19 protein-coding genes, 2 tRNA genes and 1 pseudogene are annotated in these 19,713 nt (G+C 74.3%); 12 read left to right on the top strand and 10 right to left on the bottom strand.

Translation table 11 applies throughout. From position 1 onward, the window contains the following. Positions 1-1,452, bottom strand: coding sequence for a zinc-dependent metalloprotease (locus ASG41_RS01365; RefSeq protein WP_056288628.1), 1,452 nt, complete (start codon positions 1,450-1,452; stop codon positions 1-3). 130 nt (positions 1,453-1,582) lie between these two features. On the opposite strand from ASG41_RS01365, the gene ASG41_RS01360 reads away from it, so the two are divergent. The 3 genes from ASG41_RS01360 to ASG41_RS01350 all read left to right on the top strand — a co-directional run bounded on the left by ASG41_RS01360 (position 1,583) and on the right by ASG41_RS01350 (position 5,997). Then, the gene (locus ASG41_RS01360; RefSeq protein ID WP_056288625.1) at positions 1,583-2,617 is read left to right on the top strand and encodes a PDZ domain-containing protein; all 1,035 of its coding nucleotides are present in this window, start codon (positions 1,583-1,585) and stop codon (positions 2,615-2,617) included. Positions 2,618-2,873: 256 nt separating this feature from the next. Next, on the top strand, positions 2,874-5,858 hold the full coding sequence (locus ASG41_RS01355; RefSeq protein ID WP_235564456.1) for a UPF0182 family protein: 2,985 nt from the start codon (positions 2,874-2,876) through the stop codon (positions 5,856-5,858). A 62-nt stretch (positions 5,859-5,920) separates the two neighbouring features. Beyond that, positions 5,921-5,997: transfer RNA gene (locus ASG41_RS01350), tRNA-Met, on the top strand. Positions 5,998-6,080: 83 nt separating this feature from the next. On the opposite strand, the gene ASG41_RS01345 is transcribed toward ASG41_RS01350, so the two are convergent. Continuing rightward, positions 6,081-6,614: a hypothetical protein gene (locus ASG41_RS01345; protein WP_235564306.1), complete on the bottom strand. Its 534-nt coding sequence runs from the start codon at positions 6,612-6,614 to the stop codon at positions 6,081-6,083. 186 nt (positions 6,615-6,800) lie between these two features. Between ASG41_RS01345 and ASG41_RS01340 the strand changes: the two genes are divergently transcribed. The 3 genes and pseudogenes from ASG41_RS01340 to ASG41_RS24430 all read left to right on the top strand — a co-directional run. After that, positions 6,801-6,877, top strand: a tRNA-Met gene (locus tag ASG41_RS01340). 157 nt (positions 6,878-7,034) lie between these two features. Then, a complete protein-coding gene (locus ASG41_RS01335; RefSeq protein ID WP_056288619.1) occupies positions 7,035-7,334 on the top strand; it encodes a GNAT family N-acetyltransferase in 300 nt (99 codons plus the stop codon). 10 nt (positions 7,335-7,344) lie between these two features. Then, positions 7,345-7,836, top strand: a pseudogene (locus tag ASG41_RS24430) (DsbA family protein); the annotation flags it as partial. 54 nt (positions 7,837-7,890) lie between these two features. On the opposite strand, the gene nhaA reads toward ASG41_RS24430, so the two are convergent. Then, positions 7,891-9,270 carry a Na+/H+ antiporter NhaA gene (gene nhaA, locus ASG41_RS01325; protein WP_056288616.1) on the bottom strand — a complete coding sequence of 460 codons (1,380 nt, stop codon included), beginning with the start codon at positions 9,268-9,270 and terminating at the stop codon, positions 7,891-7,893. 52 nt (positions 9,271-9,322) lie between these two features. Next, positions 9,323-9,817, bottom strand: coding sequence for a VOC family protein (locus ASG41_RS01320; protein WP_056288614.1), 495 nt, complete (start codon positions 9,815-9,817; stop codon positions 9,323-9,325). Positions 9,818-9,877: 60 nt separating this feature from the next. Between ASG41_RS01320 and ASG41_RS01315 the strand changes: the two genes are divergently transcribed. Further along, positions 9,878-10,324 carry a MarR family winged helix-turn-helix transcriptional regulator gene (locus ASG41_RS01315; RefSeq protein WP_056288610.1) on the top strand — a complete coding sequence of 149 codons (447 nt, stop codon included), beginning with the start codon at positions 9,878-9,880 and terminating at the stop codon, positions 10,322-10,324. 6 nt (positions 10,325-10,330) lie between these two features. On the opposite strand, the gene ASG41_RS01310 is transcribed toward ASG41_RS01315, so the two are convergent. The 4 genes from ASG41_RS01310 to ASG41_RS01295 form a co-directional block, all read right to left on the bottom strand. After that, positions 10,331-10,774 carry a hypothetical protein gene (locus ASG41_RS01310; RefSeq protein ID WP_056288607.1) on the bottom strand — a complete coding sequence of 148 codons (444 nt, stop codon included), beginning with the start codon at positions 10,772-10,774 and terminating at the stop codon, positions 10,331-10,333. Positions 10,775-10,862: 88 nt separating this feature from the next. Further along, on the bottom strand, positions 10,863-11,834 hold the full coding sequence (locus tag ASG41_RS01305) for a glycosyltransferase family 2 protein (RefSeq protein ID WP_082556446.1): 972 nt from the start codon (positions 11,832-11,834) through the stop codon (positions 10,863-10,865). A gap of 37 nt (positions 11,835-11,871) precedes the next feature. After that, on the bottom strand, positions 11,872-13,035 hold the full coding sequence (locus tag ASG41_RS01300) for a cystathionine gamma-synthase (RefSeq protein ID WP_056288603.1): 1,164 nt from the start codon (positions 13,033-13,035) through the stop codon (positions 11,872-11,874). Next, entirely contained in the window at positions 13,032-14,447 is a 1,416-nt protein-coding gene (locus ASG41_RS01295; protein ID WP_056288599.1) for a cystathionine beta-synthase, read from the bottom strand. The genes ASG41_RS01300 and ASG41_RS01295 overlap by 4 nt, the downstream gene beginning before the upstream one ends. 123 nt (positions 14,448-14,570) lie before the next feature. Between ASG41_RS01295 and ASG41_RS01290 the strand changes: the two genes are divergently transcribed. Genes ASG41_RS01290 through ASG41_RS01270 form a run of 5 tightly spaced genes read left to right on the top strand, consistent with a single transcriptional unit; the run spans position 14,571 to position 18,561 of the window. Continuing rightward, positions 14,571-15,353 (top strand): aldo/keto reductase, encoded by a 783-nt coding sequence (locus tag ASG41_RS01290; RefSeq protein ID WP_056288596.1) that lies wholly within the window; start codon positions 14,571-14,573, stop codon positions 15,351-15,353. 13 nt (positions 15,354-15,366) lie between these two features. Then, positions 15,367-16,368, top strand: a complete 1,002-nt coding sequence (locus ASG41_RS01285; protein ID WP_056288593.1) for an aldo/keto reductase — start codon at positions 15,367-15,369, stop codon at positions 16,366-16,368. After that, entirely contained in the window at positions 16,365-16,934 is a 570-nt protein-coding gene (locus tag ASG41_RS01280; protein ID WP_235564303.1) for an XdhC family protein, read from the top strand. The genes ASG41_RS01285 and ASG41_RS01280 overlap by 4 nt, the downstream gene beginning before the upstream one ends. Positions 16,935-16,942: 8 nt before the next feature. Further along, entirely contained in the window at positions 16,943-18,316 is a 1,374-nt protein-coding gene (locus ASG41_RS01275; RefSeq protein ID WP_056288590.1) for an FGGY family carbohydrate kinase, read from the top strand. Between the two features lie 53 nt (positions 18,317-18,369). Then, positions 18,370-18,561 carry a hypothetical protein gene (locus ASG41_RS01270; protein WP_056288586.1) on the top strand — a complete coding sequence of 64 codons (192 nt, stop codon included), beginning with the start codon at positions 18,370-18,372 and terminating at the stop codon, positions 18,559-18,561. 39 nt (positions 18,562-18,600) lie between these two features. Here ASG41_RS01270 and hisN read toward each other — a convergent pair whose 3' ends face one another. Both hisN and ASG41_RS01260 read right to left on the bottom strand, forming a co-directional pair. After that, positions 18,601-19,395, bottom strand: a complete 795-nt coding sequence (hisN, locus tag ASG41_RS01265; RefSeq protein ID WP_056288583.1) for a histidinol-phosphatase — start codon at positions 19,393-19,395, stop codon at positions 18,601-18,603. An 86-nt stretch (positions 19,396-19,481) separates the two neighbouring features. After that, a complete protein-coding gene (locus ASG41_RS01260; protein ID WP_056288580.1) occupies positions 19,482-19,664 on the bottom strand; it encodes a DUF2795 domain-containing protein in 183 nt (60 codons plus the stop codon). Positions 19,665-19,713: the final 49 nt, after the last annotated feature.

Genomic DNA, 19,713 nt, shown 5'->3' with positions numbered 1-19,713 from the left:
TCAGGCGCCCGGGCGGGGGTCCGGGCCGTCGGACCCGGCGTCGTCCCCGGGACCGTCAGCACCGGGGGTCTGGTCCCCGGCGTCGGTCCCGTCCGGGTCGTCGAAGGTCAGTCCGGCGGTCAGCCGGTCGAACTCGTCGCGGCCCTCGGCGTCCCGCTCGCCGCCACGGCCCTGCCGGCCGACGAAGTCCATCGGCTCGTCGAGGTCCTCGGAGGTGGGCAGCAGGTCCGGGTGCGACCACAGCGCGTCGCGGGCGTCGCTGCCGTGCTGGGCGCCCATGGCGGCCCACACGGTCGCGGCGTCCCGGAGCCGGCGGGGCCGCAGCTGCAGCCCCACCAGGGTGGCGAAGGTCTGCTCGGCCGGACCGCCCGAGGCGCGCCGGCGGCGCATGGTCTCGGCCAGCGCGCCGTGCCCGGGCAGCCGCTTGCCGGCGGCCTCGGCGACGACGACGTCGACCCAGCCCTCGACCAGGGCCAGCAGGGTCTCCAGCCGACGCAACGCCATCTGCTGCTCGGGGGTCTCCGCGGGCTCCAGCACACCCGAGCCCAGCAGCTGCTGAAGCTTCTCCGGGTCCTGCGGGTCGAAACCGCCCTCCATGCCGCCCATCGCGTCCTCGAGGCCGCGCTGGAGGGCGTCGGCGTCGACGTGGATGCCGCGTGCGTAGGCGTGCACCGCGTCGGTCAGCTGCTGGCGCAGCCACGGCACGTGCGCGTAGAGCCGGTGATGGGCGGCCTCGCGCAGGGCGAGGAAGAGGCGGACCTCCTCCTCGGGACGGTCCAGGCCCTCCCGGAACGCGTCGACGTTCTGCGGGACCAGCGCGGCGGTGCCCGCGGGGGCCAGCGGCAGGCCGACGTCGGTGCTGGTGACGACCTCGTCGGCCAGCCGGCCCAGCGCCTGGCCCACCTGGGCGCCGAACATGACGCCGCCCATCTGGCCCATCACCCCGGCCAGTGGACCGGCCATCGCCTGCGCCTCGGCGGGCAGCGCGGAGGTCATCGCCGCGACCACGCGCTCGGCGAGGGGGTCGATCAGGGCGCCCCAGGCCGGCAGCGTCTGCTCCAGCCAGTCCACCCGGGACCAGGCCAGCGTGCGCTCGACGCCCGAGGGCAGCTCGGTGGCCTGGTCCAGCCAGAGGTCGGCCAGCCGGAGGGCCTCGGTGACCTCGCTGCGCTCGGCGGCGGAGGTGGGCTGGTGACCGGCGGCGAGCTGGCTGATCGCGCCCTGGCGGGCCAGGTCCCAGTTGACCGGGCCGCCCTTCCAGGTCATCAGCTTCTGCAGCTCGGCGAACAGCGGCATCTTGCCCAGCAGGTCCTCGGGGGACCCGCCGCCGGCGCCGCCCAGGCCGCCGGCGCCGAAGAGGGCTCCGAAGCCGAACGGGTCGTTCGGGTCGGAGTCGCCACGGCGCTCCGGGTCGCGGTCGGGGAGGCCGAATCCGAAGGGCACGTCGCTCATGCACCCCACGGTAACCGCGTCCGGGGTGCCCCGGCGGGCCGCCGCTACGCCCTGGGCGGACACCCGGGCAGGTCAGGGGCGCCGCACAGCAGCGGGCCCCGGCGGTCCGGGTCACCTACTGTCGTCGTCCGTGAGCCGTCGCGTGACCGTCCTCGTGGCCGGTGTGGTCCTGCTGCTGGGCTTCGGTCTGGTCGGCACCCTGTTGCCGGTGCCCTACGTGGCCCAGGTGCCCGGCCCGACCTACAACACCCTCGGCGACCTCGACGGGACGCCGATCATCACCGTGGAGGGCCGGGACCGCAACGAGGTCAGCGGCAACCTGAACCTGACCACGGTGGGGGTCCCGCAGCGGCCGCTGACCCTGGTCGGGGCGGTGCAGGGCTGGTTCGACAGCGAGGTGTCGGTGGTCCCGCGCGACACCGTCTACCCCCCCGACCAGTCGGTCGAGGAGACCCAGGCGGAGAACCGGCAGGCCTTCCTCACCTCGGAGCAGTCGGCCAACGCCGCGGCACTCACCCAGCTCGGCTACCCCGAGAAGGTCGTCGTCGCCGACGTCCCGGAGGACTCGCCCTCGGAGGGGCAGCTGGAGGAGGGCGACGCGATCGAGGCCGTCGACGGGACGGCGACCCCCGACCAGGCCGCACTGGACGCCGCGCTGACCGCGATCCCCGCGGGGGACGACGTCACCGTGTCCTACACGCGCCTCGGCGAGCCGGGCACCGCCACGATCACCTCGACCTCGTCGGACCAGCGCGAGGGCGCCCTGCTGGGCGTGTCGGTGCTGCAGACGCCGTCGGCGCCCTTCGACGTCGACATCCGGGTCGACGACGTCGGCGGCCCCTCGGCCGGGCTGATGCTCACCCTGGGGATCATCGACCTGGTCGGGGACACCGACCTGACCGAGGGCGCGGTCATCGCCGGCACCGGGACCATCGACGCGACGGGCGCGGTGGGCCCGATCGGCGGCATCCCGCTCAAGCTGGTCGCGGCCCGGGACATCGGCGCCACGCTCTTCCTCGTCCCGGCCGACAACTGCGCCGAGGCACTGGGCGCCGCGCAGCCCGGCCTCACCATGGCCCGGGTGGCCACGCTGGACGACGCGCTGACCGCCCTGGAGGTCTTCCGGGACGGCGGCACGCCCGCCCCCTGCACCACCGGCGGCTGACCGCCCGCCACCCGGGCGGGGAGACCCGTGGATGCTGGGGAGGACACCGGGGAACCCGGGGCCGCCCGCGACAGTTGAGCAGACGGACCCTCCCGCGGTCAGCGTGCCCGCAGCGACTGTCGGGCAGCTGTCCGCCCCCGGTCGAGGACCTGTGCACCACCGGGCTCCAGCACCACCCGGCTCCAGCACCACCGAGCACCCGCACCCCCTGAGCACTGTCGAGTCCCACAGCAACTGAAGGAGCCCGCCCGTGGCCATGCGGCCCCCCGTGCCGGTGCCGACCCTGTCCCGGCGAGCCAAGCTGGTCATCGGCGTCATCGCCGTCCTGCTGGTGCTGTTCACCGTGATCGGGACGCTCACCAACGTCTACGTCGACTACCTCTGGTTCGACGAGACCAACTTCACCGAGGTGTTCTGGACCGAGGTCCAGACCCGCGCCCTGCTCTTCGCCGTCGCCGGTGTCGCCACCGGCGGACTGGTCGCGCTGGCGGTCTACCTGGCCTACCGGTTCCGGCCCACCTTCCGGCCGATGAGCCTGGAGCAGCAGAACCTCGAGCGCTACCGCCAGTCCGTCGAGCCCCGCCGCAAGCTGGTGCTCATCGCGATCGCGGTCGTGCTGGGCCTGTTCGCCGGGTTCACCGCGCAGGGCAGCTGGGAGACCTGGCTGACCTTCCGCAACTCCACCGACTTCGGCACCGTCGACCCGCAGTTCGGGCTGGACAACAGCTTCTTCGTCTTCCACTACCCGTTCTACCGGCTGGCCCTGGGCTTCGGGTTCGCGATCGTCATCCTGGCGCTGATCGGCTCGCTGCTGACCCACTACGTGTTCGGTGGCATGCGGCTGCAGACCCCCGGACAGAAGCTGACCCCGGCGGCCCGCGTGCAGCTCTCGGTCCTGCTGGGCGTCTTCGTGGCCCTCAAGGCGGTCGCCTACTGGCTGGACCGCTACGGGCTCGTCTACTCCAACCGCGGTGACGTGTTCAGCGGCGCCAGCTACACCGACGTCAACGCGCTGCTGCCGGCCAAGACGATCCTGGTCTTCGTCGCCGTCATCTGCGCGGTCGCGTTCTTCGCCAACATCGTGGTGCGCAACTTCGCCCTGCCGGCCGCGGCCCTCGTGCTGCTGCTGCTGTCCTCGCTGGTGATCGGCGTGGCCTACCCGGCGATCGTGCAGCAGTTCGTCGTCCGGCCCTCCGCCGACCAGCGCGAGGCCGAGTACATCGAGCGGGCCATCGGGTCGACGCTGGAGGCCTACGGCCTCACCGACGTCGACTACGTGAACTACGCCCAGGACTCCGACGGCACCGACGTCGACCCCGACGCCGCGCTCGCGGCCCTGCGCAACGACCAGGCGACCATCCCCAACGCCCGGCTGCTGGACCCCAACGTGCTCAGCGAGACGTTCACCGCCCGCCAGCAGATCCGCAACGTCTACGGCTTCCCGGACAAGCTGGACATCGACCGGTACACGATCGACGGGGAGACCCGCGACTACGTGGTCGCCGTCCGCGAGCTCAACAGCTCCGGGCTGAGCGACAACCAGAGCAGCTGGATCAACCGGCACACCGTCTACACCCACGGCAACGGCTTCGTGGCCGCGCCGGCCAACGAGGTCGTCGCCGGCCAGGAGGGTGGCGAGCCCAACTTCAGCGGCGCCCGCGACCTGCCGACCACCGGCACCATCGAGGTCGACCAGCCGCGGATCTACTACGGCGAGCTGCTCAACGACAACGGCACGGACGTCTACTCCGTCGTCGGTGCCGCCGACGGGTCCAACCCGCGCGAGTTCGACCAGCCCGAGGGCGGTTCGGACGAGGGGCAGATCAACTCGACCTACGACGGCGAGGGCGGCGTCTCGATCGGCAGCTTCTTCCGTCAGCTGACCTTCGCCATCTACTACCGGGAGCGGAACTTCATCCTCTCCGGTGCGGTCAACGACCAGTCGCGGGTGCTCTACGTCCGCGACCCGCTGGACCGGGTGGAGAAGGCGGCGCCGTTCCTGACCGTGGACGGCGACCCGTACCCCGCCGTCGTCGACGGCCGGGTGCAGTGGATCCTCGACGGCTACACCACCTCGGACGCCTTCCCCTACGCCGAGCAGATGGAGCTGGGCACGGCCGCGGCCGACGCCCTGACCGGCACCGGGACCACGGCCCTGCCCGACGACCAGTTCAACTACATCCGGAACTCGGTCAAGGCCACGGTCGACGCCTACGACGGCACGGTGACGCTGTACGCCTGGGACGAGGAGGACCCCCTCCTGGAGACCTACATGAAGGCCTTCCCGGGCGTGGTGAAGCCCAAGTCGGACATGCCCGACGCGCTGACCAGCCACATCCGGTACCCCGAGGACCTCTTCAAGCTCCAGCGCGACGTGCTGACCCGTTACCACGTCACGGACCCGACGGACTTCTACAACCAGAACGACCGGTGGCAGATCCCGAGCGACCCGACGCAGGACACCAGCGAGGCACAGCCGCCGTACTACATCCTGGCGGCCCGCCCGGGTGAGGAGGGCGCGAGCTTCCAGCTCACGAGTGCGCTGAACGCCTTCGAGCGGGAGAACCTGTCGGCGTTCATCTCGGCGAGCTCGGACCCCGCCACCTACGGCGAGATCCAGGTGCTGAGGCTGCCGGGCAACACCCCGTTCCGAGGTCCCCAGCAGGTGCAGAACTCGTTCCTGACCAACAACCAGGTCAGGCCGGACCTCACGCTGTTCAACAGCGACACGTCCACGGCGGTCTTCGGCAACCTGCTGACGCTGCCGATCGGTGAGGCGGGTCTGCTCTACATCGAGCCGCTGTACGTCGAGGGCTCGGGGGAGAACGCCTTCCCGTTGCTGCAGAAGGTGCTGGTCAACTACGGCGACCGGATCGGCTACGGCGACACCCTGTCCGAGGCGCTGGACCAGGTGTTCGGCGCCGGCGCCGGGGACGTGGCCACCGACTCCGACGACCCGGGGACCGAGTCCGACACCGGGACCGAGGGCACCGCGGCCCCGACCACGGCAGCGCCGTCCACCGGTGCCGCGCCGACGACGGAGGCACCCGCCGGCGGTGGGGCGGACGCCGGGACCACGGAGTCCGCGGTGGCGGCCATCAACGCGGCGCTGGAGGCCCTGGCCTCGGCGCAGCAGACGGGCAACTTCGCCGCGATCGGGCAGGCCCAGCAGGACCTGGCCGACGCGGTGACCGCCTACCAGGCCGCGCAGTCCGGGGCGGCGGCGAGCCCGACCGGGTGACCGGCGGTGGTGGGGCCCCCGCGGGGGCCCCACCACGGGATGGGTTAGGCTCTTCCCAGCGACGCGGGGTGGAGCAGCTCGGTAGCTCGCTGGGCTCATAACCCAGAGGTCGCAGGTTCAAATCCTGCCCCCGCTACCACCACGAGAGGCCCCCGGACCACTGGTCCGGGGGCCTCTCGCGTGCGTGCCGCAGGAGCGCTCGACCGCCCGGGGGCGTGGTGGTCAGTGCGAGCGCCGCCCGCTGGCCGACTCCAGCGCCGGGGCGATCCACCGCTCGGCCGCCAGGCCGGTCGCCAGGGCGTAGACGGCCTTGTGCGCGGTGTCCCAGACCTGCTCGCGCACCGGCCAGGTCCGCGGCGGTGCTCCGCGACCGGTGGCGTTCTCGACGGTCTGGTCGAAGGCCAGCCGCACGACGGTGTGGGCGAGGTGGGCCCGCGGCCCGCGCAGTCCGACGGCGGCCCACACCCCACGCAGGGCTCCGAGCACTGCGCCGGTGCCCCAGTGCATGGCGTGGTCCCAGCCCAGCGGTCGGTCGGCCTCCGTGGTCGGTCGTCGCAGCAGGGTGCGCAACGTGCGGCCGGGGACGGAGGAGTCGGGCCGGCCGGTGCGGGACTGCTCGACCTCCTCGGCCACGGTCATCACCGTGACGCCGAGCAGCCCGGCCGCGGCGCCTCGGGCGGCGGCACGGCCCAGGGTGGCGAGGCGGGTCGGTGCAGTGGTGGGGGGCGGGGGAGTCGGGTGGGCAGGGAGGGTCACGGCGGCCTCCGGTGCTGTCCCGCGGGCGGTGCCCCGGGGAGGAGGTCGACGGGCTGCGACGGCTCCATCGTCGCCGAGGGGAGCCGGGCGGGCGACCGGGGCGCCGGGTGGTCGGCGCGGGGTGGTCACCGTCACGCCCACCCGGTTGGACGCCGCAGGTGTCCGGGGGTAACGTTTTCCTTGCGACGCGGGGTGGAGCAGCTCGGTAGCTCGCTGGGCTCATAACCCAGAGGTCACAGGTTCAAATCCTGTCCCCGCTACCACCACGAAGGCCCGGACTCCTCGGAGTCCGGGCCTTCGTCGCGTCCGAGGCCTTCGTCGCGTCCGAGGCCCTGTCGTGTCCGACGCCTTGTCGCGTGCTGGGCGGCGCAGGCGAGGGGTGCCGGGAAGGCGTCGGTCGCGCGGTGCGTTGGCGCGGACATGACGACACCGTCGGAGCCCACCGTCCGGGACGACCCGGAGCACAGCCGCTTCGAGATCCTGGAGGGGGACCAGCGGGTCGGCATCGCCGCCTACACCCGGGCCGGAGACCGCTGGACCTTCACCCACACCGAGGTCGAGACCGGCGACGAGCACCACGGCCTCGGCGGCCGGCTGGTCCGGGCCGCGCTGGACGACGTCCGGGCGGCGGGGGGCACCGTCGTCCCGCAGTGCCCGTTCGTGGCCGGGTGGATCGAGCGGCACCCCGGGTACCGCGACCTGGTCGCCACGGGCGCCTGAGGACCCGTCGATGACCAGCAACCCCCTCGCCGTGACCGCGCAGGACCACGTCTACGGGGATCCGCAGGCACCGGTGACCGTGCTGGAGTACGGCGACTTCGAGTGCCCGTACTGCGCCGCGACGGCGCCGGTGCTGCGCGCCTTGGTCGACGGCTCCGGCGGCGGCGTCCGGCTGGTCTTCCGCCACTGGCCGCTGTACGACACGCACCCCTACGCGCTGACCGCCGCGCTGGCCGCCGAGGCCGCGGCCGACCAGGGTGCCTACTGGGAGATGCACCACCTGCTCTTCGCCCGCCAGGACCGGCTCACCGACGCCGACCTGGCCGGGTACGCCGAGGAGCTGGGCCTGGACCCGAACCGGGTGGTCGGGGAGGCCGCGCAGCCCCACGGGGACAAGGTGGAGGCGGACTTCGCGACCGGCGTAGCGCTGGAGGTGCCCGGCACCCCGACGGTCTTCATCGACGGTCAGCTGTTCTCCGGCCGCCCCGACCTGGCCTCGCTGCGCCGGGCGGTGGGCGCCGCCGGCCAGGGCGCCCGTGGGGCGGCGGGTGCGCCGTCAGACCCGGACGCCGGGCTCCAGCCAGGGGCGCGGGGGAAGCGCCGGTGGCTCGTCGGTCGCCGGCGAGCACAGCGGGAACCGCTCGCCCAGGGTGCGCAGCACGAGGGTGCCGATCACCGCTGCGGTCAGTGAGCCGACCAGGATCCCGATCTTGGCCTGCTCACGCAGCACCTCGTCGTCGAAGGCCAGGTCGGTGATGAACAGCGAGATGGTGAAGCCGATCCCGGCCAGGGTGGCGCCGGCCATGAGGTGCGACCAGCGGACCCCGCCGGGCAGCACGCCCCAGCCGGTCCGCAGCGCGAGCAGCGCGCCGGCGGTGATCCCGACGGCGTTGCCCACCACCAGGGCGACCGCGATGCCCAGGGTGACGGTCGAGGTGGCGGCGGCGCGCAGCGTCTCGGCGTCCAGCACGACGCCGGCGTTGGCCAGGCCGAAGACCGGCACCACCAGGTAGGCCGTGTAGCGGTGCAGGGACTCCTGCAGCCGCGCGTTGGCCGGCACGGTGGAGGCGACGGCGAGCTTGGTGGACCGTGCCTTGGAGGCGTCCGGGTCCTCCCGGAGGGCGCGGCCGAACGCCGCCGTCCGCTCGATCTCCTTGCGCGAGGGTGGCCGGGCCGGCAGCAGCAGACCCAGCACGACGCCGGCCAGCGTGGCGTGCACCCCGGACTCGTGCACGGCCAGCCACAGGGCGGTGCCGGTGAGCACGTAGGGCGTCAGCTTCCACACGCCGATCCACCGCAGCACGAGCAGCGCCACGACGAGCGCCCCGGCCACGGCGAGGGCGGGGAACGAGATCTCGTCGGAGTAGAACAGCGCCATCACGCCGATCGCGCCGATGTCGTCGACGATGGCCAGGGTCAGCAGGAACAGCCGCAGCCGGTCCGGGCACCGGGGGCCGAACAGCGCCAGCACGCCCAGCACGAACGCGGTGTCGGTGCTCATCACGATGCCCCAGCCGCCGGCGGCCTCCCCGCTGGGGTTGAAGGCCAGGTACACCAGCGCCGGGACGGCCAGCCCGCCGAGGGCGCCGAGGGCCGGGGCGGCGACCGAGCGCCGGTCGCGCAGCTCGCCGGTCGCGACCTCGCGGGTGATCTCCAGGCCGACGACGAGGAAGAACAGCGCCATCGCGCCGTCGTTGACCCAGTGCCGCAGGTCCATGGACAGCTCGACGTCGCCGATGCCCAGGGAGGCCGTCGTCGACCAGAACGAGTCGTAGCCCGCGGCCCAGGGCGAGTTCGCCCAGGCCAGCGCGAGCAGCGTGCCCACGAGCAGCAGGGCCGACCCGCCGGCCTCGGTGCCCATGTACAGCCGGGACGACGGCGACAGCGTGGGGACCGAGACGCGCAGGGCGGGTCCGGGGCGGGGGGCCTGGGTCATGCGGGTGCCTCCCGGCGCGGTTGGACGGCGGTTCAGGGAGCCAACCCGGGGATCAGAGCACGTGTTCCCCGTACATCTCACCGAGCGGGTCGGCGATGAGCTCGATCCGGGCGCCGTCGGGGTCGCGGAAGTAGACGGAGACGCCGCTGTGCACGACGTGCTCGACCCCGGCTGCGGTGAGCTCCCCGACGAGGGCCTCCCAGCGGCTGGGCTCGACGCTGATCGCGACGTGGTGCAGCCCGCCCAGGACCTCGGCGTACGGGCCGACGTCCAGGCCCGGGAAGTCGAAGAAGGCCAGCAGGTTGCTGTTGCCGATGTCGAAGAAGAAGTGCGAGCTGCCGGGGTAGTCCCGGTTGTCGATGAGCTCGGTCAGCGGGAAGCCGAGCACGCCCTGGTAGAAGGCGATGGTCGCCTCGACGTCGCTGCTGATCAGGGCGGTGTGGTGCAGGCCGCGGGCGGTCGAGGCGGGACGCTCGCCGGCGGGACGCAGGTGCTGGTCGCGGATCCGGGCGCGGGTGGCCTCGATGGCGGTGAGGTCGACGGTCATGGGCGCCAGCCTGCGCCGTAGGATGGTGACGTGTCAACAACAGGTGGTGAGGCTGCACCGGTGACCTGGTTGGACGAGGAGCAGCAGCGGCTCTGGCGGCACTGGCTGCTGCTGAGCACCCGGCTCCCGGCGGCGCTGAACCGCCAGCTGCAGGCCGACAGCGACCTGTCGCTGGCCGACTTCGAGGTGCTGGTGCAGCTCTCGGAGACCCCGGGCGGGCGGGTGCGCACCCGCGACCTGGGGGCGGCCCTGGGCTGGGAGAAGAGCCGGTTGTCCCACCACCTCACCCGGATGGGCACCCGCGGGCTGGTCCGCCGCACCGGGGCCGCCGACGACGCCCGTGGCTCGGTGGTCGTGCTGACCGACGACGGGCGGTCCGCGATCGAGGCCGCCGCGCCGGGCCACGTGGAGACCGTGCGCGAGCTGTTCTTCGCCGGGCTCGGCCCCGACCAGGTCCGCGTGCTGACCGGGCTGACCGACGCGGTGCTGGCCCGGCTCCCCGACTGAGGCGGGTCAGGCCTCGACGGCGTCCGCGGTGTAGTCGACGCTGAACGGCAGTCCGCTGCAGTCGTCCCCGGCCTCCGCGGCGAGGGTGGGCCCGGCCACCGTCACCGTCACCGAGCCACCGGCGGGCACGGTCACCGGCGCCGGCAGCAGGTCCCCGGCCGGCAGGACCAGCTGGTCCACGCAGCCCGCCGCGGTGCCGCTGCCGATGCCGACGCGAACCGCGACCACCAGGAGCGGGACGCCACCCGGGTTGCCCAGGGTCACCGTCGCGTCCGCGGCCGGCGCGCCGGGCCACAGGTCGCCGGCGAGCTGGGCGTCGACCGTGACGGCGGCGGCGGCGGTCGGGGCGGCGCCGTCGGAGGCGGCGGCGATCCCCCCGCCGACGGCGGTGAGGGCCAGGACGCAGGCGGCGGCGCGGAGCAGGGGGGCGAGCGTGCGGGGGTGGGACACGGGACTCCGGTCTCGAGCTGGTCCGGCCGGTGCGGCCGGGGTCTGTCTGCCCCGCGTTCGGTCCCCCCACGCCGGCGGGACGGGCCGCTCACCCCATCGGGTGGGGCACTCCGTGCCACGGCTGGTGTCCCGGTGTCGGACGTGTGACGGCGCTCTCGTCCCGGGTCGGGCCGCGGTCCAGTGGCGGGTCCAGTGGTGGGCCCAGGGGTCGTTGCGCGGTGGTGAACCGGGCGGCGAGGGACGTGGGCACAGCACGGCGTCGGGCCAGTGCGCCCGGCAGCCGGTGGACGGTGCCGGCCAGGGCCCGGGCCGCGCTGCGGTCCCGCAGCGATCGGCGGGCCAGCCCCAGCGTCCCGACGACGGCCGCCCGCAGCGGCAGACGCAACCAGACCACGAGCAGGTCGTTGCGGGTCTGCCGGGCCCAGCGCAGCGGTGTCACGTTCGAGGGACCGGGCGCGTGCCGGGCGACCACGTCGGCGCAGTACGCCAGCTGCCAGCCGGCGGCGGTGAGGTCCAGGGCCAGCAGGTGCTCCTCGCCGCCGAAGAACAGCAACCGGGAGAACCCGCCGGTGGCCAGGTAGGCCTCGCGCCGGACGACGGCGGCGAAGGCCGGGAAGCTCAGCGCGTCCGGTCCGGGGGACCCGGGGGAGCGGCCGACGGGGGCCCGGGCGAGCTTGCGGCTCACGGCGTCCTCCCGGCCCCCGGGCAGCAGCACCCGGGCCGCGACCAGACCCAGGCGGGGGTGTGCGTCCAGCAGCTGCACGGCCCGGTCCAGTGCGCCGGGGTCCCACCAGGAGTCGTCGTCGGCGAAGGCCACGTACGGCGTCCGCGCGCGGCGCACGCCCTCGGTGCGGGCCGGGGCGCCGGTGTTGGCCGGCAGCCCCAGGACGGTGGCACCGGCCGCGCTGGCGGCGTCGGCGCTGCCGTCCCGCGAGCCGTTGTCGACCACGAGGACCTCCGGGCCCGGCGGGAGTGCCGCCAGCGTGCGCAGCAGCGAGTCCCGCCGGTCCCGGGTGGCGACGACGACGGACACCCGGTCGGGGAGCGCGGTGGAGGTCACCCGCGACCGGTGCCCGACGTCGCCGCCGGCACGCCTGTCAGGCGAGCATCTGCTCCAGGTCGGCCAGGAGGTCCTGGACGTCCTCGATGCCCACCGAGAGCCGGACCAGGTCGGCGGGCACCTCGAGGGCGGAGCCGGCGACCGAGGCGTGCGTCATCCGGTGCGGGTGCTCGACGAGGGACTCCACGCCGCCCAGGGACTCGGCGAGGGTGAACACCTGCGCGCGCTCGCAGACGGCCAGCGCCGCCTCCTCGCCGCCGCGCAGCCGGAACGACAGCATCCCGCCGAAGCCCGACATCTGCTTCGCCGCGATCTCGTGGCCGGGGTGGTCCGGCAGCCCGGGGTAGAGCACCGAGGAGACCGCCGCGTGGGAGGTCAGGAACTCCGCGACCTGGCCCGCGTTCGCCTGGTGCCGGTCCATCCGCACGCCGAGTGTCTTGATGCCGCGCATGACCAGCCAGGCGTCGAACGGGCCGGCGACCGCGCCCATCGCGTTCTGGTGGAAGGCCAGCTGCTCACCGAGCTCGGCGGTGCCGGCGACCAGTGCCCCGCCGACGACGTCGGAGTGCCCGCCCAGGTACTTCGTCGTGGAGTGCACGACCACGTCGGCGCCCAGGGTGAGCGGCTGCTGCAGGTAGGGCGAGGCGAAGGTGTTGTCCACCGCGAGCAGTGCGCCGTGCTCGTGGGCCAGCTGGGCCAGCGCGGCGATGTCGGCGATGCCCAGCAGCGGGTTGGTCGGCGTCTCGCACCAGACCAGCTTCGTGGTCGGCCGGAACGCGGCCCGGACGGCGTCCAGGTCACCGAGGTCGACCGGGGTGTGGTCGACGCCCCAGCGCTGCAGCACCTTGGAGATGAGCCGGAAGGTGCCGCCGTAGGCGTCGATCGGGATGACCAGGTGGTCGCCGGGGTCCAGCACCGTGCGCAGCAGGGCGTCCTCGGCGGCCAGCCCGGAGGCGAACGCCAGACCGGTGGCGCCCTGCTCCAGCGACGCCAGCGCGTCCTGCAGGGCGGTGCGGGTCGGGTTGGCGCTGCGGCTGTACTCGTAGCCCTGGCGCAGCCCACCGACACCGTCCTGCTTGTAGGTGCTGGTCAGGTGCAGCGGGACGACGACGGCGCCGGTGGTCGGGTCGGGCTCCTGTCCGGCGTGGATCGCCCGGGTGGAGAAGCCGTGCGTCGAGGCGGGGGAGTGCGGGTCGGTCATGCCGTCACCGTAGGAGCCACGGCGGCCGGGATGCCGGCGAGGTGACCGAGCACGTCCTGCCGGGTGACGACGCCGGCGGGCTTGCCGTCCTCGTGCACCAGCAGCGCGTCGGCGCCGCCGAGCGCGGCGACCGCGGCCGACACCGGCTCGCCCGAGCCGATGATCGGCAGCGGTGCGCTCATGTGCTTCTCCAGGGTGTCCGACAGGGCGGCCGCACCGGAGAACAGCGCGTCCAGCAGCGCCTTCTCCTCCACGGACCCGACCACCTCGCCGGCGGTGACCGGCGGCTCGGCCCGCACGACCGGCATCTGGGAGACGCCGTACTCGCGCAGGATGTCGATGGCCTCGCGGACGGTCTCGGTGGGGTGGGTGTGCACCAGGGCGGGCAGCGCGTCGCCGTCGCCGGACTTGGCGCGCAACAGCTCGCCGACGGTCTCGCCGTCGGCGGCCTCGACGAAGCCGTAGTCGGCCATCCACTCGTCGTCGAAGATCTTCTTCAGGTAGCCGCGGCCGCCGTCGGGCAGCAGCACCACCAGCACGTCGTCCTTGGTCAGCCGCTCGGCCACCCGCAGTGCCGCGACCACGGCCATGCCGCAGGAGCCGCCCACGAGCAGGCCCTCCTCGCGGGCCAGCCGGCGGGTCATCGCGAAGGAGTCGCCGTCGGAGACGGCGACGATCTCGTCGGCCACGGTCTGGTCGTAGGTGGTGGGCCAGAAGTCCTCGCCGACCCCCTCGACCAGGTAGGGCCGGCCGGTGCCACCGGAGTAGACCGAGCCCTCGGGGTCGGCGCCGATGACCTTCACGGCCCCGCCGGAGGCCTCCTTGAGGTACCGGCCGACGCCGGAGATGGTGCCGCCGGTGCCGGCACCGGTGACGAAGTGGGTGACCCGGCCGTCGGTCTGGGACCAGATCTCCGGGCCGGTGGTCTCGTAGTGGCTCTGCGGGTTCGCCGGGTTGGAGTACTGGTCGGGCTTCCAGCCGCCGGGGGTCTCCCGGGCCAGCCGGTCGGAGACCGAGTAGTAGGACCGCGGGTCCGAGGGGTCCACGGCGGTCGGGCAGACCACGACCTGCGCGCCGTAGGCCCGCAGCGTGTTGACCTTGTCGGCCGAGACCTTGTCCGGGCAGATGAAGATGCACTTGTACCCGCGCTGCTGGGCCACGATGGCCAGCCCGACCCCGGTGTTGCCGCTGGTCGGCTCCACGATGGTGCCGCCGGGCTGCAGGGCGCCCGAGGCCTCGGCGGCGTCGATCATCCGGACGGCGATCCGGTCCTTCACCGACCCGCCCGGGTTGACGTACTCGACCTTGGCCAGCACCAGCGGGGCGTCCGGGCCCAGGTGCTCGGTGACCTTGGTCAGACGCACGAGCGGGGTGTTCCCGATCAGGTCGACGACGGACTCGGCGTACTGCACGGGAGGTCCTCCAGGCGGTGGTGGGGCGGCCGGGGTCTCCGGTCCACCACCGACGATCCCACGGGCCGGGAGCAGGTGTCGGGGACAGGTGTCGGCCCCGGCGTCCCCGGGCAGGGGACGGTCATGACCTCGGTCCAGCAGCCCACCGCAGCACTGCCCGGCGGCGGCGCCATGCCGCTGCTGGGGTTCGGCACCTGGCAGATCACGGGCGAGGAGTGCGTGGACGCCGTCCGGGTCGCGCTGGCGTCGGGCTACCGGCACCTGGACACCGCCACGATGTACCGCAACGAGGCCGAGGTGGGCAGGGCGCTGGCCGACTCCGGCGTCCCCCGCGAGGAGGTCTTCGTGACCACGAAGCTGCCCCCGGAGCGGGCCTCGGCCGCCCGGTCGACGCTGGAGGCGTCGCTGGCCGCACTCGGCCTGGAGCAGGTCGACCTGTGGCTGGTGCACTGGTCCACCGGGGGCGACGACGTCGCGCTGTGGCGGGAGTTCGTCGCCGCGCGGGAGGCCGGGCTGGCCCGCGACATCGGCGTCAGCCATTTCTCGCCGGCCCAGCTCGACGAGCTCACCGACGCCACCGGGGTCACCCCGGCGGTGAACCAGGTGCGCTGGGCGCCCTCGCTCTTCGACGCCGACGTGCTCGAGGGCCACCGGCGGCGCGGGGTGGTGCTGGAGGGCTACAGCCCCTTCACGTCCACCGACCTGGACGACCCGGTGCTGGTCCAGATCGCCGGCGCGCACGGCGTCACGACCGCGCAGGTGGTGCTGCGCTGGCACCTGGACCACGGCGTCGTCGTCATCCCCAAGTCGGTCACCCCGGAGCGGATCGAGGCCAACGCCGACGTGCTGGGCTTCGCGCTGACCGCCGGCGAGCGCGACCGGGTGGACGGGCTGGCCGACCGGTGAGCAGGATCGGGGCATGACCACACCGATCAGCCGGCGCCGGCTCGGCGACCTGGACGTGTCCGCGCAGGGCCTGGGCTGCATGGGGATGAGCCAGTCCTACGGCACCGCCGACCGGGACGAGTCCCTCGCCGTGCTGGACCGGGCACTGGAGCTCGGGGTCACCTTCTGGGACACCTCCGACGTCTACGGGGACGGGCACAACGAGGAGCTGCTCGCCCAGCGTCTGCGCACCCGCCGCGACGACGTCCAGCTGGCCACCAAGTTCTCCCTCTCCCGAGACGCGGCCGGCGCGATGAGCACCGACGGCCGACCGGAGAACGTGCACGCCCGCTGCGAGGCCAGCCTGCGCCGGCTCGGCGTGGACACGATCGACCTGTACTACCAGCACCGGGTCGACCCGCAGGTGCCGATCGAGGACACCGTGGGGGCGATGGCCGAGCTCGTCGCGCAGGGCAAGGTCCGGTACCTGGGGCTGTCGGAGGCCTCGGCGGAGTCGGTCCGCCGGGCGGCGTCGGTGCACCCGATCACCGCCCTGCAGAGCGAGTGGTCGCTGTGGACCCGGGACCTGGAGAGCAGCGGCGTGCTCGCGGTGGCCCGCGAGCACGGCATCGGCATCGTGCCCTTCTCCCCGCTGGGCCGGGGCTTCCTCACCGGGGCGATCACCAGCCCCGCCGACTTCGGCGACGACGACTTCCGCAAGGACATGCCGCGCTTCCAGGGTGCGGCGTTCGCGGCCAACCTGCTCCTGGTCGACGCCGTCCGGGAGCTGGCGGCCGGCAAGGGGGTCACCGCCGGGCAGCTCGCGCTGGCCTGGGTCGCCGCCCAGGGCGCCGACGTCGTGCCCATCCCGGGCACCAAGCGCCGGACCTACCTGGAGGAGAACGCCGGGGCCGACGCCGTCGAGCTCACCGACGCCGACCTGGCCCGGCTCGAGGAGATCGCGCCGCCGGGCGCCGCCGAGGGCGGCCGTTACGCCAACGCCGGGTACGCCTACGGCGACAGCCCCGCCCGGTGAGCACCGTCCCGATGGGCTCGGACCCGCTGCGTTCCGAGGAGGTGGACCCCGGCTGCGGGGTCGCGCACGGGCACAGCCCCGCCGACCCCGCCCCCGACCGGGTGCTGGTGGCCGTCTTCGGGTCCCCGGTCGCGGCGGCGCTGCTCCGGCTGGCCGCCGAGTGCGGCTACCGGCCGGTGCTGGTGGAACCCGACGCCGGCCGCGAGGTCACCGGTCTGCCCGACGGCACGGTGCGGGTGGACTCCGTGCCCGCGGTGCCCGACGAGCTCGCCGCCGCCGGTGCCGACGTCGTGGTCTGCGACCACCACCGCGAGGAGCTCGGCGTCGTGCTGCGGGACGCGCTGACCCGCCCGGTCCGTTGGGTCGGCGTCATGGGCAACCCGCACCACGAGGGCCCGCACGTCGCAGCGCTGGCCGCGCTCGGCGTCGGGGACGACGAGGTCGCCCGGGTGCACCGGCCGATCGGGCTGAACATCGGCAGCCGTGCCCCGGTGGAGATCGCCGTCTCCACGCTGGCCGGGCTGCTCGCCGACCGGAACGGCCGACCCGGCGGCTTCGACTTCTGACCGCCGCCGTGGACGTCGTGCTCGGGGTGGACCTGGGCACCAGTGGGCTCAAGGCCGTCGCGCTCGGTGTGGACGGTGCGGTGCTGGCGCAGGCCGAGCGCGGGTACTCCTCCGACGCGCCGCGCCCCGGCTGGGCGGAGACCGACGTCGCCGTCTGGCGGGGCGCCCTCGACGGTGCGTTGGCCGAGCTGGTCCCGCTCCTGGCCGGGCACGCCGTCCGCGGGCTGGGGCTGGCCGGGCAGATGCACGGCCTGGTGCTCGTCGACGACGCGGGCACCGCGCTCGCCCCGGCGCTGCTGTGGCCCGACCAGCGCGCCGGGGGGCAGCTGGACCGCTGGCGGGCGCTGCCCGCCGACGACCGGGCTGCGCTGGCCAACCCGCTGGTGGCCGGGATGACCGGGCCCCTGCTGGCCTGGCTGGTCGACCACCGACCCGGGCTGGTGGCCCGGGCCGCGGCGGCGGTGCTGCCCAAGGACGCGCTGCGGGCGACCCTCGTGCCGGGCCCGGTGGTCACCGACCGCAGCGACGCCTCGGCCACCCTGCTCTGGGACGTGCCGGGGGACTGCTGGTCGGCCCCGGCGGTCGCCGCGGCCGGGGTGGGTCTCGACCTGTGCCCGAGGGTCAGCCCCGCGCACGAGGTGGTGGGCACCGCCGCACTGCCCGGCGCCCTCGCCGGGGTGCCCGTCGTGGTCGGCGGGGCGGACACCCCGCTGGCCTGGCTGGCCACCGGGAGCGCGACCGTCCAGGTCAACCTGGGCACCGGTGTCCAGCTGCTGCGCCCGGTGTCCACGCCCCGGCCGGTCGCCGACCCCGTCGTCCACACCTACGCCGACGCTGCAGACGGCTGGTACGCCATGGCGGCGCTGCAGAACGGCGGCCTCGCCTGGGACTGGGTGCGGGGGGTGCTCGGCATGGACTGGCCCGAGCTGCTCGCCACCCTGGACACCTCGCCGCCCGGTGCCGGCGGGGTCGCCTTCGCGCCCTGGCTGACCGGTGAGCGCGGCGGCGTGGCCGGCCCGGCCGACCGCGGCGCCTGGACCGGGCTGCACCCGGGCACCACCCGCGCCGACCTGGGCCGGGCGGCGTTGGAGGGCGTGGCCGGGGCGATCGCCGCGGCTGCCGACCTGCTGGACCCGCCCGCGGACGACACCCCGGTGGCGCTCACCGGCGGGGGTGCCCGCACCCCCGCGGTGCAGCAGCTGGTCGCCGACGCGCTGGGCCGGCCGGTCCGGCACGTCGGCGTGCGCAGCTCCTCGGCCACCGGGGCGGCCCTGCTCGCCGCCCGCGGGGTCGGTCTCGACGTCGTCCCGCGACGGTCCACCGGGCCGGTCGTGGACCCCCGCGGTCACCGGGCGGAACGCCCGGGGACGTGCCAGCGTTGACATCCTCGATCGGACCCGACCGGTGGTCCCAGCACGGAGGAGGGACGCGCGACATGGCGCTCGTCGACAAGATCATGAAGTTCGCCAAGAGCCCCCAGGGGCAGCGGGCGATCCGGCAGGCCACGGACAAGGCCCAGCAGTTCGCCAAGGACCCGAAGAACCGCGCCAAGATCGACGACGTGCGTCGTCGTCTGCAGGGCGGCGGGGGCAGTGGCGGCCGGGGGACCGGCGGCCGGTCCCTCTGAGCACCCGGTCCCTCTGAGCACCCGGCGGCGCTCGTCCCCTCAGCGGGGGGCGAGCGCTGCCAGCACGTCGGCGTGCAGGTGGCCGTTGGTGGCCACCGCGTTGCCCCCGGCCGGTCCCGGAGTCCCGGACAGGTCGGTGAACGTGCCCCCGGCCTCGCGGACGATGACGTCGAGGGCGGCGATGTCCCACAGCGACACCTCGGGCTCGCAGGCGATGTCCACGGCGCCCTCGGCCAGCATCGTATAGCTCCAGAAGTCCCCGTAGGCACGGGTGCGCCAGACCGAGCGGGTCAGGTCCAGGAACCCGTCGAGCCGGTCGCGCTCCTCCCAGCCGGACAGGCTCGAGTAGGACAGCGAGGCGTCGGCCAGGGTGTCCACGCCCGAGACGTGGCAGCGGGTGGCGGACTCCAGCCGGCGGCCGGTGTAGGCCCCCACCCCGGCGGCGGCCCACCAGCGGCGGCCCAGTGCCGGGGCGCTGACCATGCCCACGACCGGCACGTCGCCGTCGAGCAGGGCGATGAGCGTGGCCCACACAGGCACGCCGCGGACGAAGTTCTTGGTGCCGTCGATCGGGTCGACCACCCACCGGCGAGCACCGTGGCCGGTGGTGCCGAACTCCTCGCCCTGGACGGCGTCCCGGGTGCGGGTGCGGGCCAGCGAGCTGCGCAGCTGCTGCTCCACCGCACGGTCGGCGTCGGTGACCGGGGTCAGGTCGGGCTTGGTGTCGACCACCAGGTCCTGGGCCTTGAAGCGGTCCAGGGAGATCGCGTCGGCCTGGTCGGCCAGCACGTGCGCCAGCTGCATGTCCTCGGTGAAGCCCCGCGTCCCCGTCATGGGGCGACGGTAGCGGGCTGGTGCGTCGGGGTGGTCCGCCGTGGACCTGGGCTCGGTCGTCACGGCGGTGCGGTCGGTCGGTGGGCTCAGTGGAAGACCGCGGCCTCCACGTCGGTCGGGCCGTCGTACTGCTGGTCGTCCAGACCGCGCAGGGCCTCCAGGACCTCGTCACCTCCTCCCTGGGACTCGGCGTGGCCGACCAGGTCGTCCTTGGACGCCGGGTACTCGATCCCCTGCAGGGCCTTCTGGATGTCGATGGGACTCACCATGAGCGCCCGCTACCCGACGCCCCCGGGTCGATGCCCGGCTACCGTCGGC

This window comes from Modestobacter sp. Leaf380, assembly GCF_001424485.1.
Lineage (GTDB): Bacteria > Actinomycetota > Actinomycetes > Mycobacteriales > Geodermatophilaceae > Klenkia.
This window is presented reverse-complemented; position numbering and strand designations above follow the sequence as displayed.

What these genes read in the sequence shown, in the direction of transcription:
- ASG41_RS01365 (WP_056288628.1), bottom strand. Translation starts at nt 1,452, where the DNA reads ATGAGCGACGTGCCCTTCGGATTCGGCCTCCCCGACCGCGACCCGGAG.
- ASG41_RS01355 (WP_235564456.1), top strand. Translation starts at nt 2,874, where the DNA reads ATGCGGCCCCCCGTGCCGGTGCCGACCCTGTCCCGGCGAGCCAAGCTG.
- ASG41_RS01335 (WP_056288619.1), top strand. Translation starts at nt 7,035, where the DNA reads ATGACGACACCGTCGGAGCCCACCGTCCGGGACGACCCGGAGCACAGC.
- nhaA (WP_056288616.1), bottom strand. Translation starts at nt 9,270, where the DNA reads ATGACCCAGGCCCCCCGCCCCGGACCCGCCCTGCGCGTCTCGGTCCCC.
- ASG41_RS01320 (WP_056288614.1), bottom strand. Translation starts at nt 9,817, where the DNA reads ATGACCGTCGACCTCACCGCCATCGAGGCCACCCGCGCCCGGATCCGC.
- ASG41_RS01300 (WP_056288603.1), bottom strand. Translation starts at nt 13,035, where the DNA reads ATGACCGACCCGCACTCCCCCGCCTCGACGCACGGCTTCTCCACCCGG.
- ASG41_RS01290 (WP_056288596.1), top strand. Translation starts at nt 14,571, where the DNA reads ATGACCTCGGTCCAGCAGCCCACCGCAGCACTGCCCGGCGGCGGCGCC.
- ASG41_RS01285 (WP_056288593.1), top strand. Translation starts at nt 15,367, where the DNA reads ATGACCACACCGATCAGCCGGCGCCGGCTCGGCGACCTGGACGTGTCC.
- ASG41_RS01270 (WP_056288586.1), top strand. Translation starts at nt 18,370, where the DNA reads ATGGCGCTCGTCGACAAGATCATGAAGTTCGCCAAGAGCCCCCAGGGG.
- hisN (WP_056288583.1), bottom strand. Translation starts at nt 19,395, where the DNA reads ATGACGGGGACGCGGGGCTTCACCGAGGACATGCAGCTGGCGCACGTG.
- ASG41_RS01260 (WP_056288580.1), bottom strand. Translation starts at nt 19,664, where the DNA reads ATGGTGAGTCCCATCGACATCCAGAAGGCCCTGCAGGGGATCGAGTAC.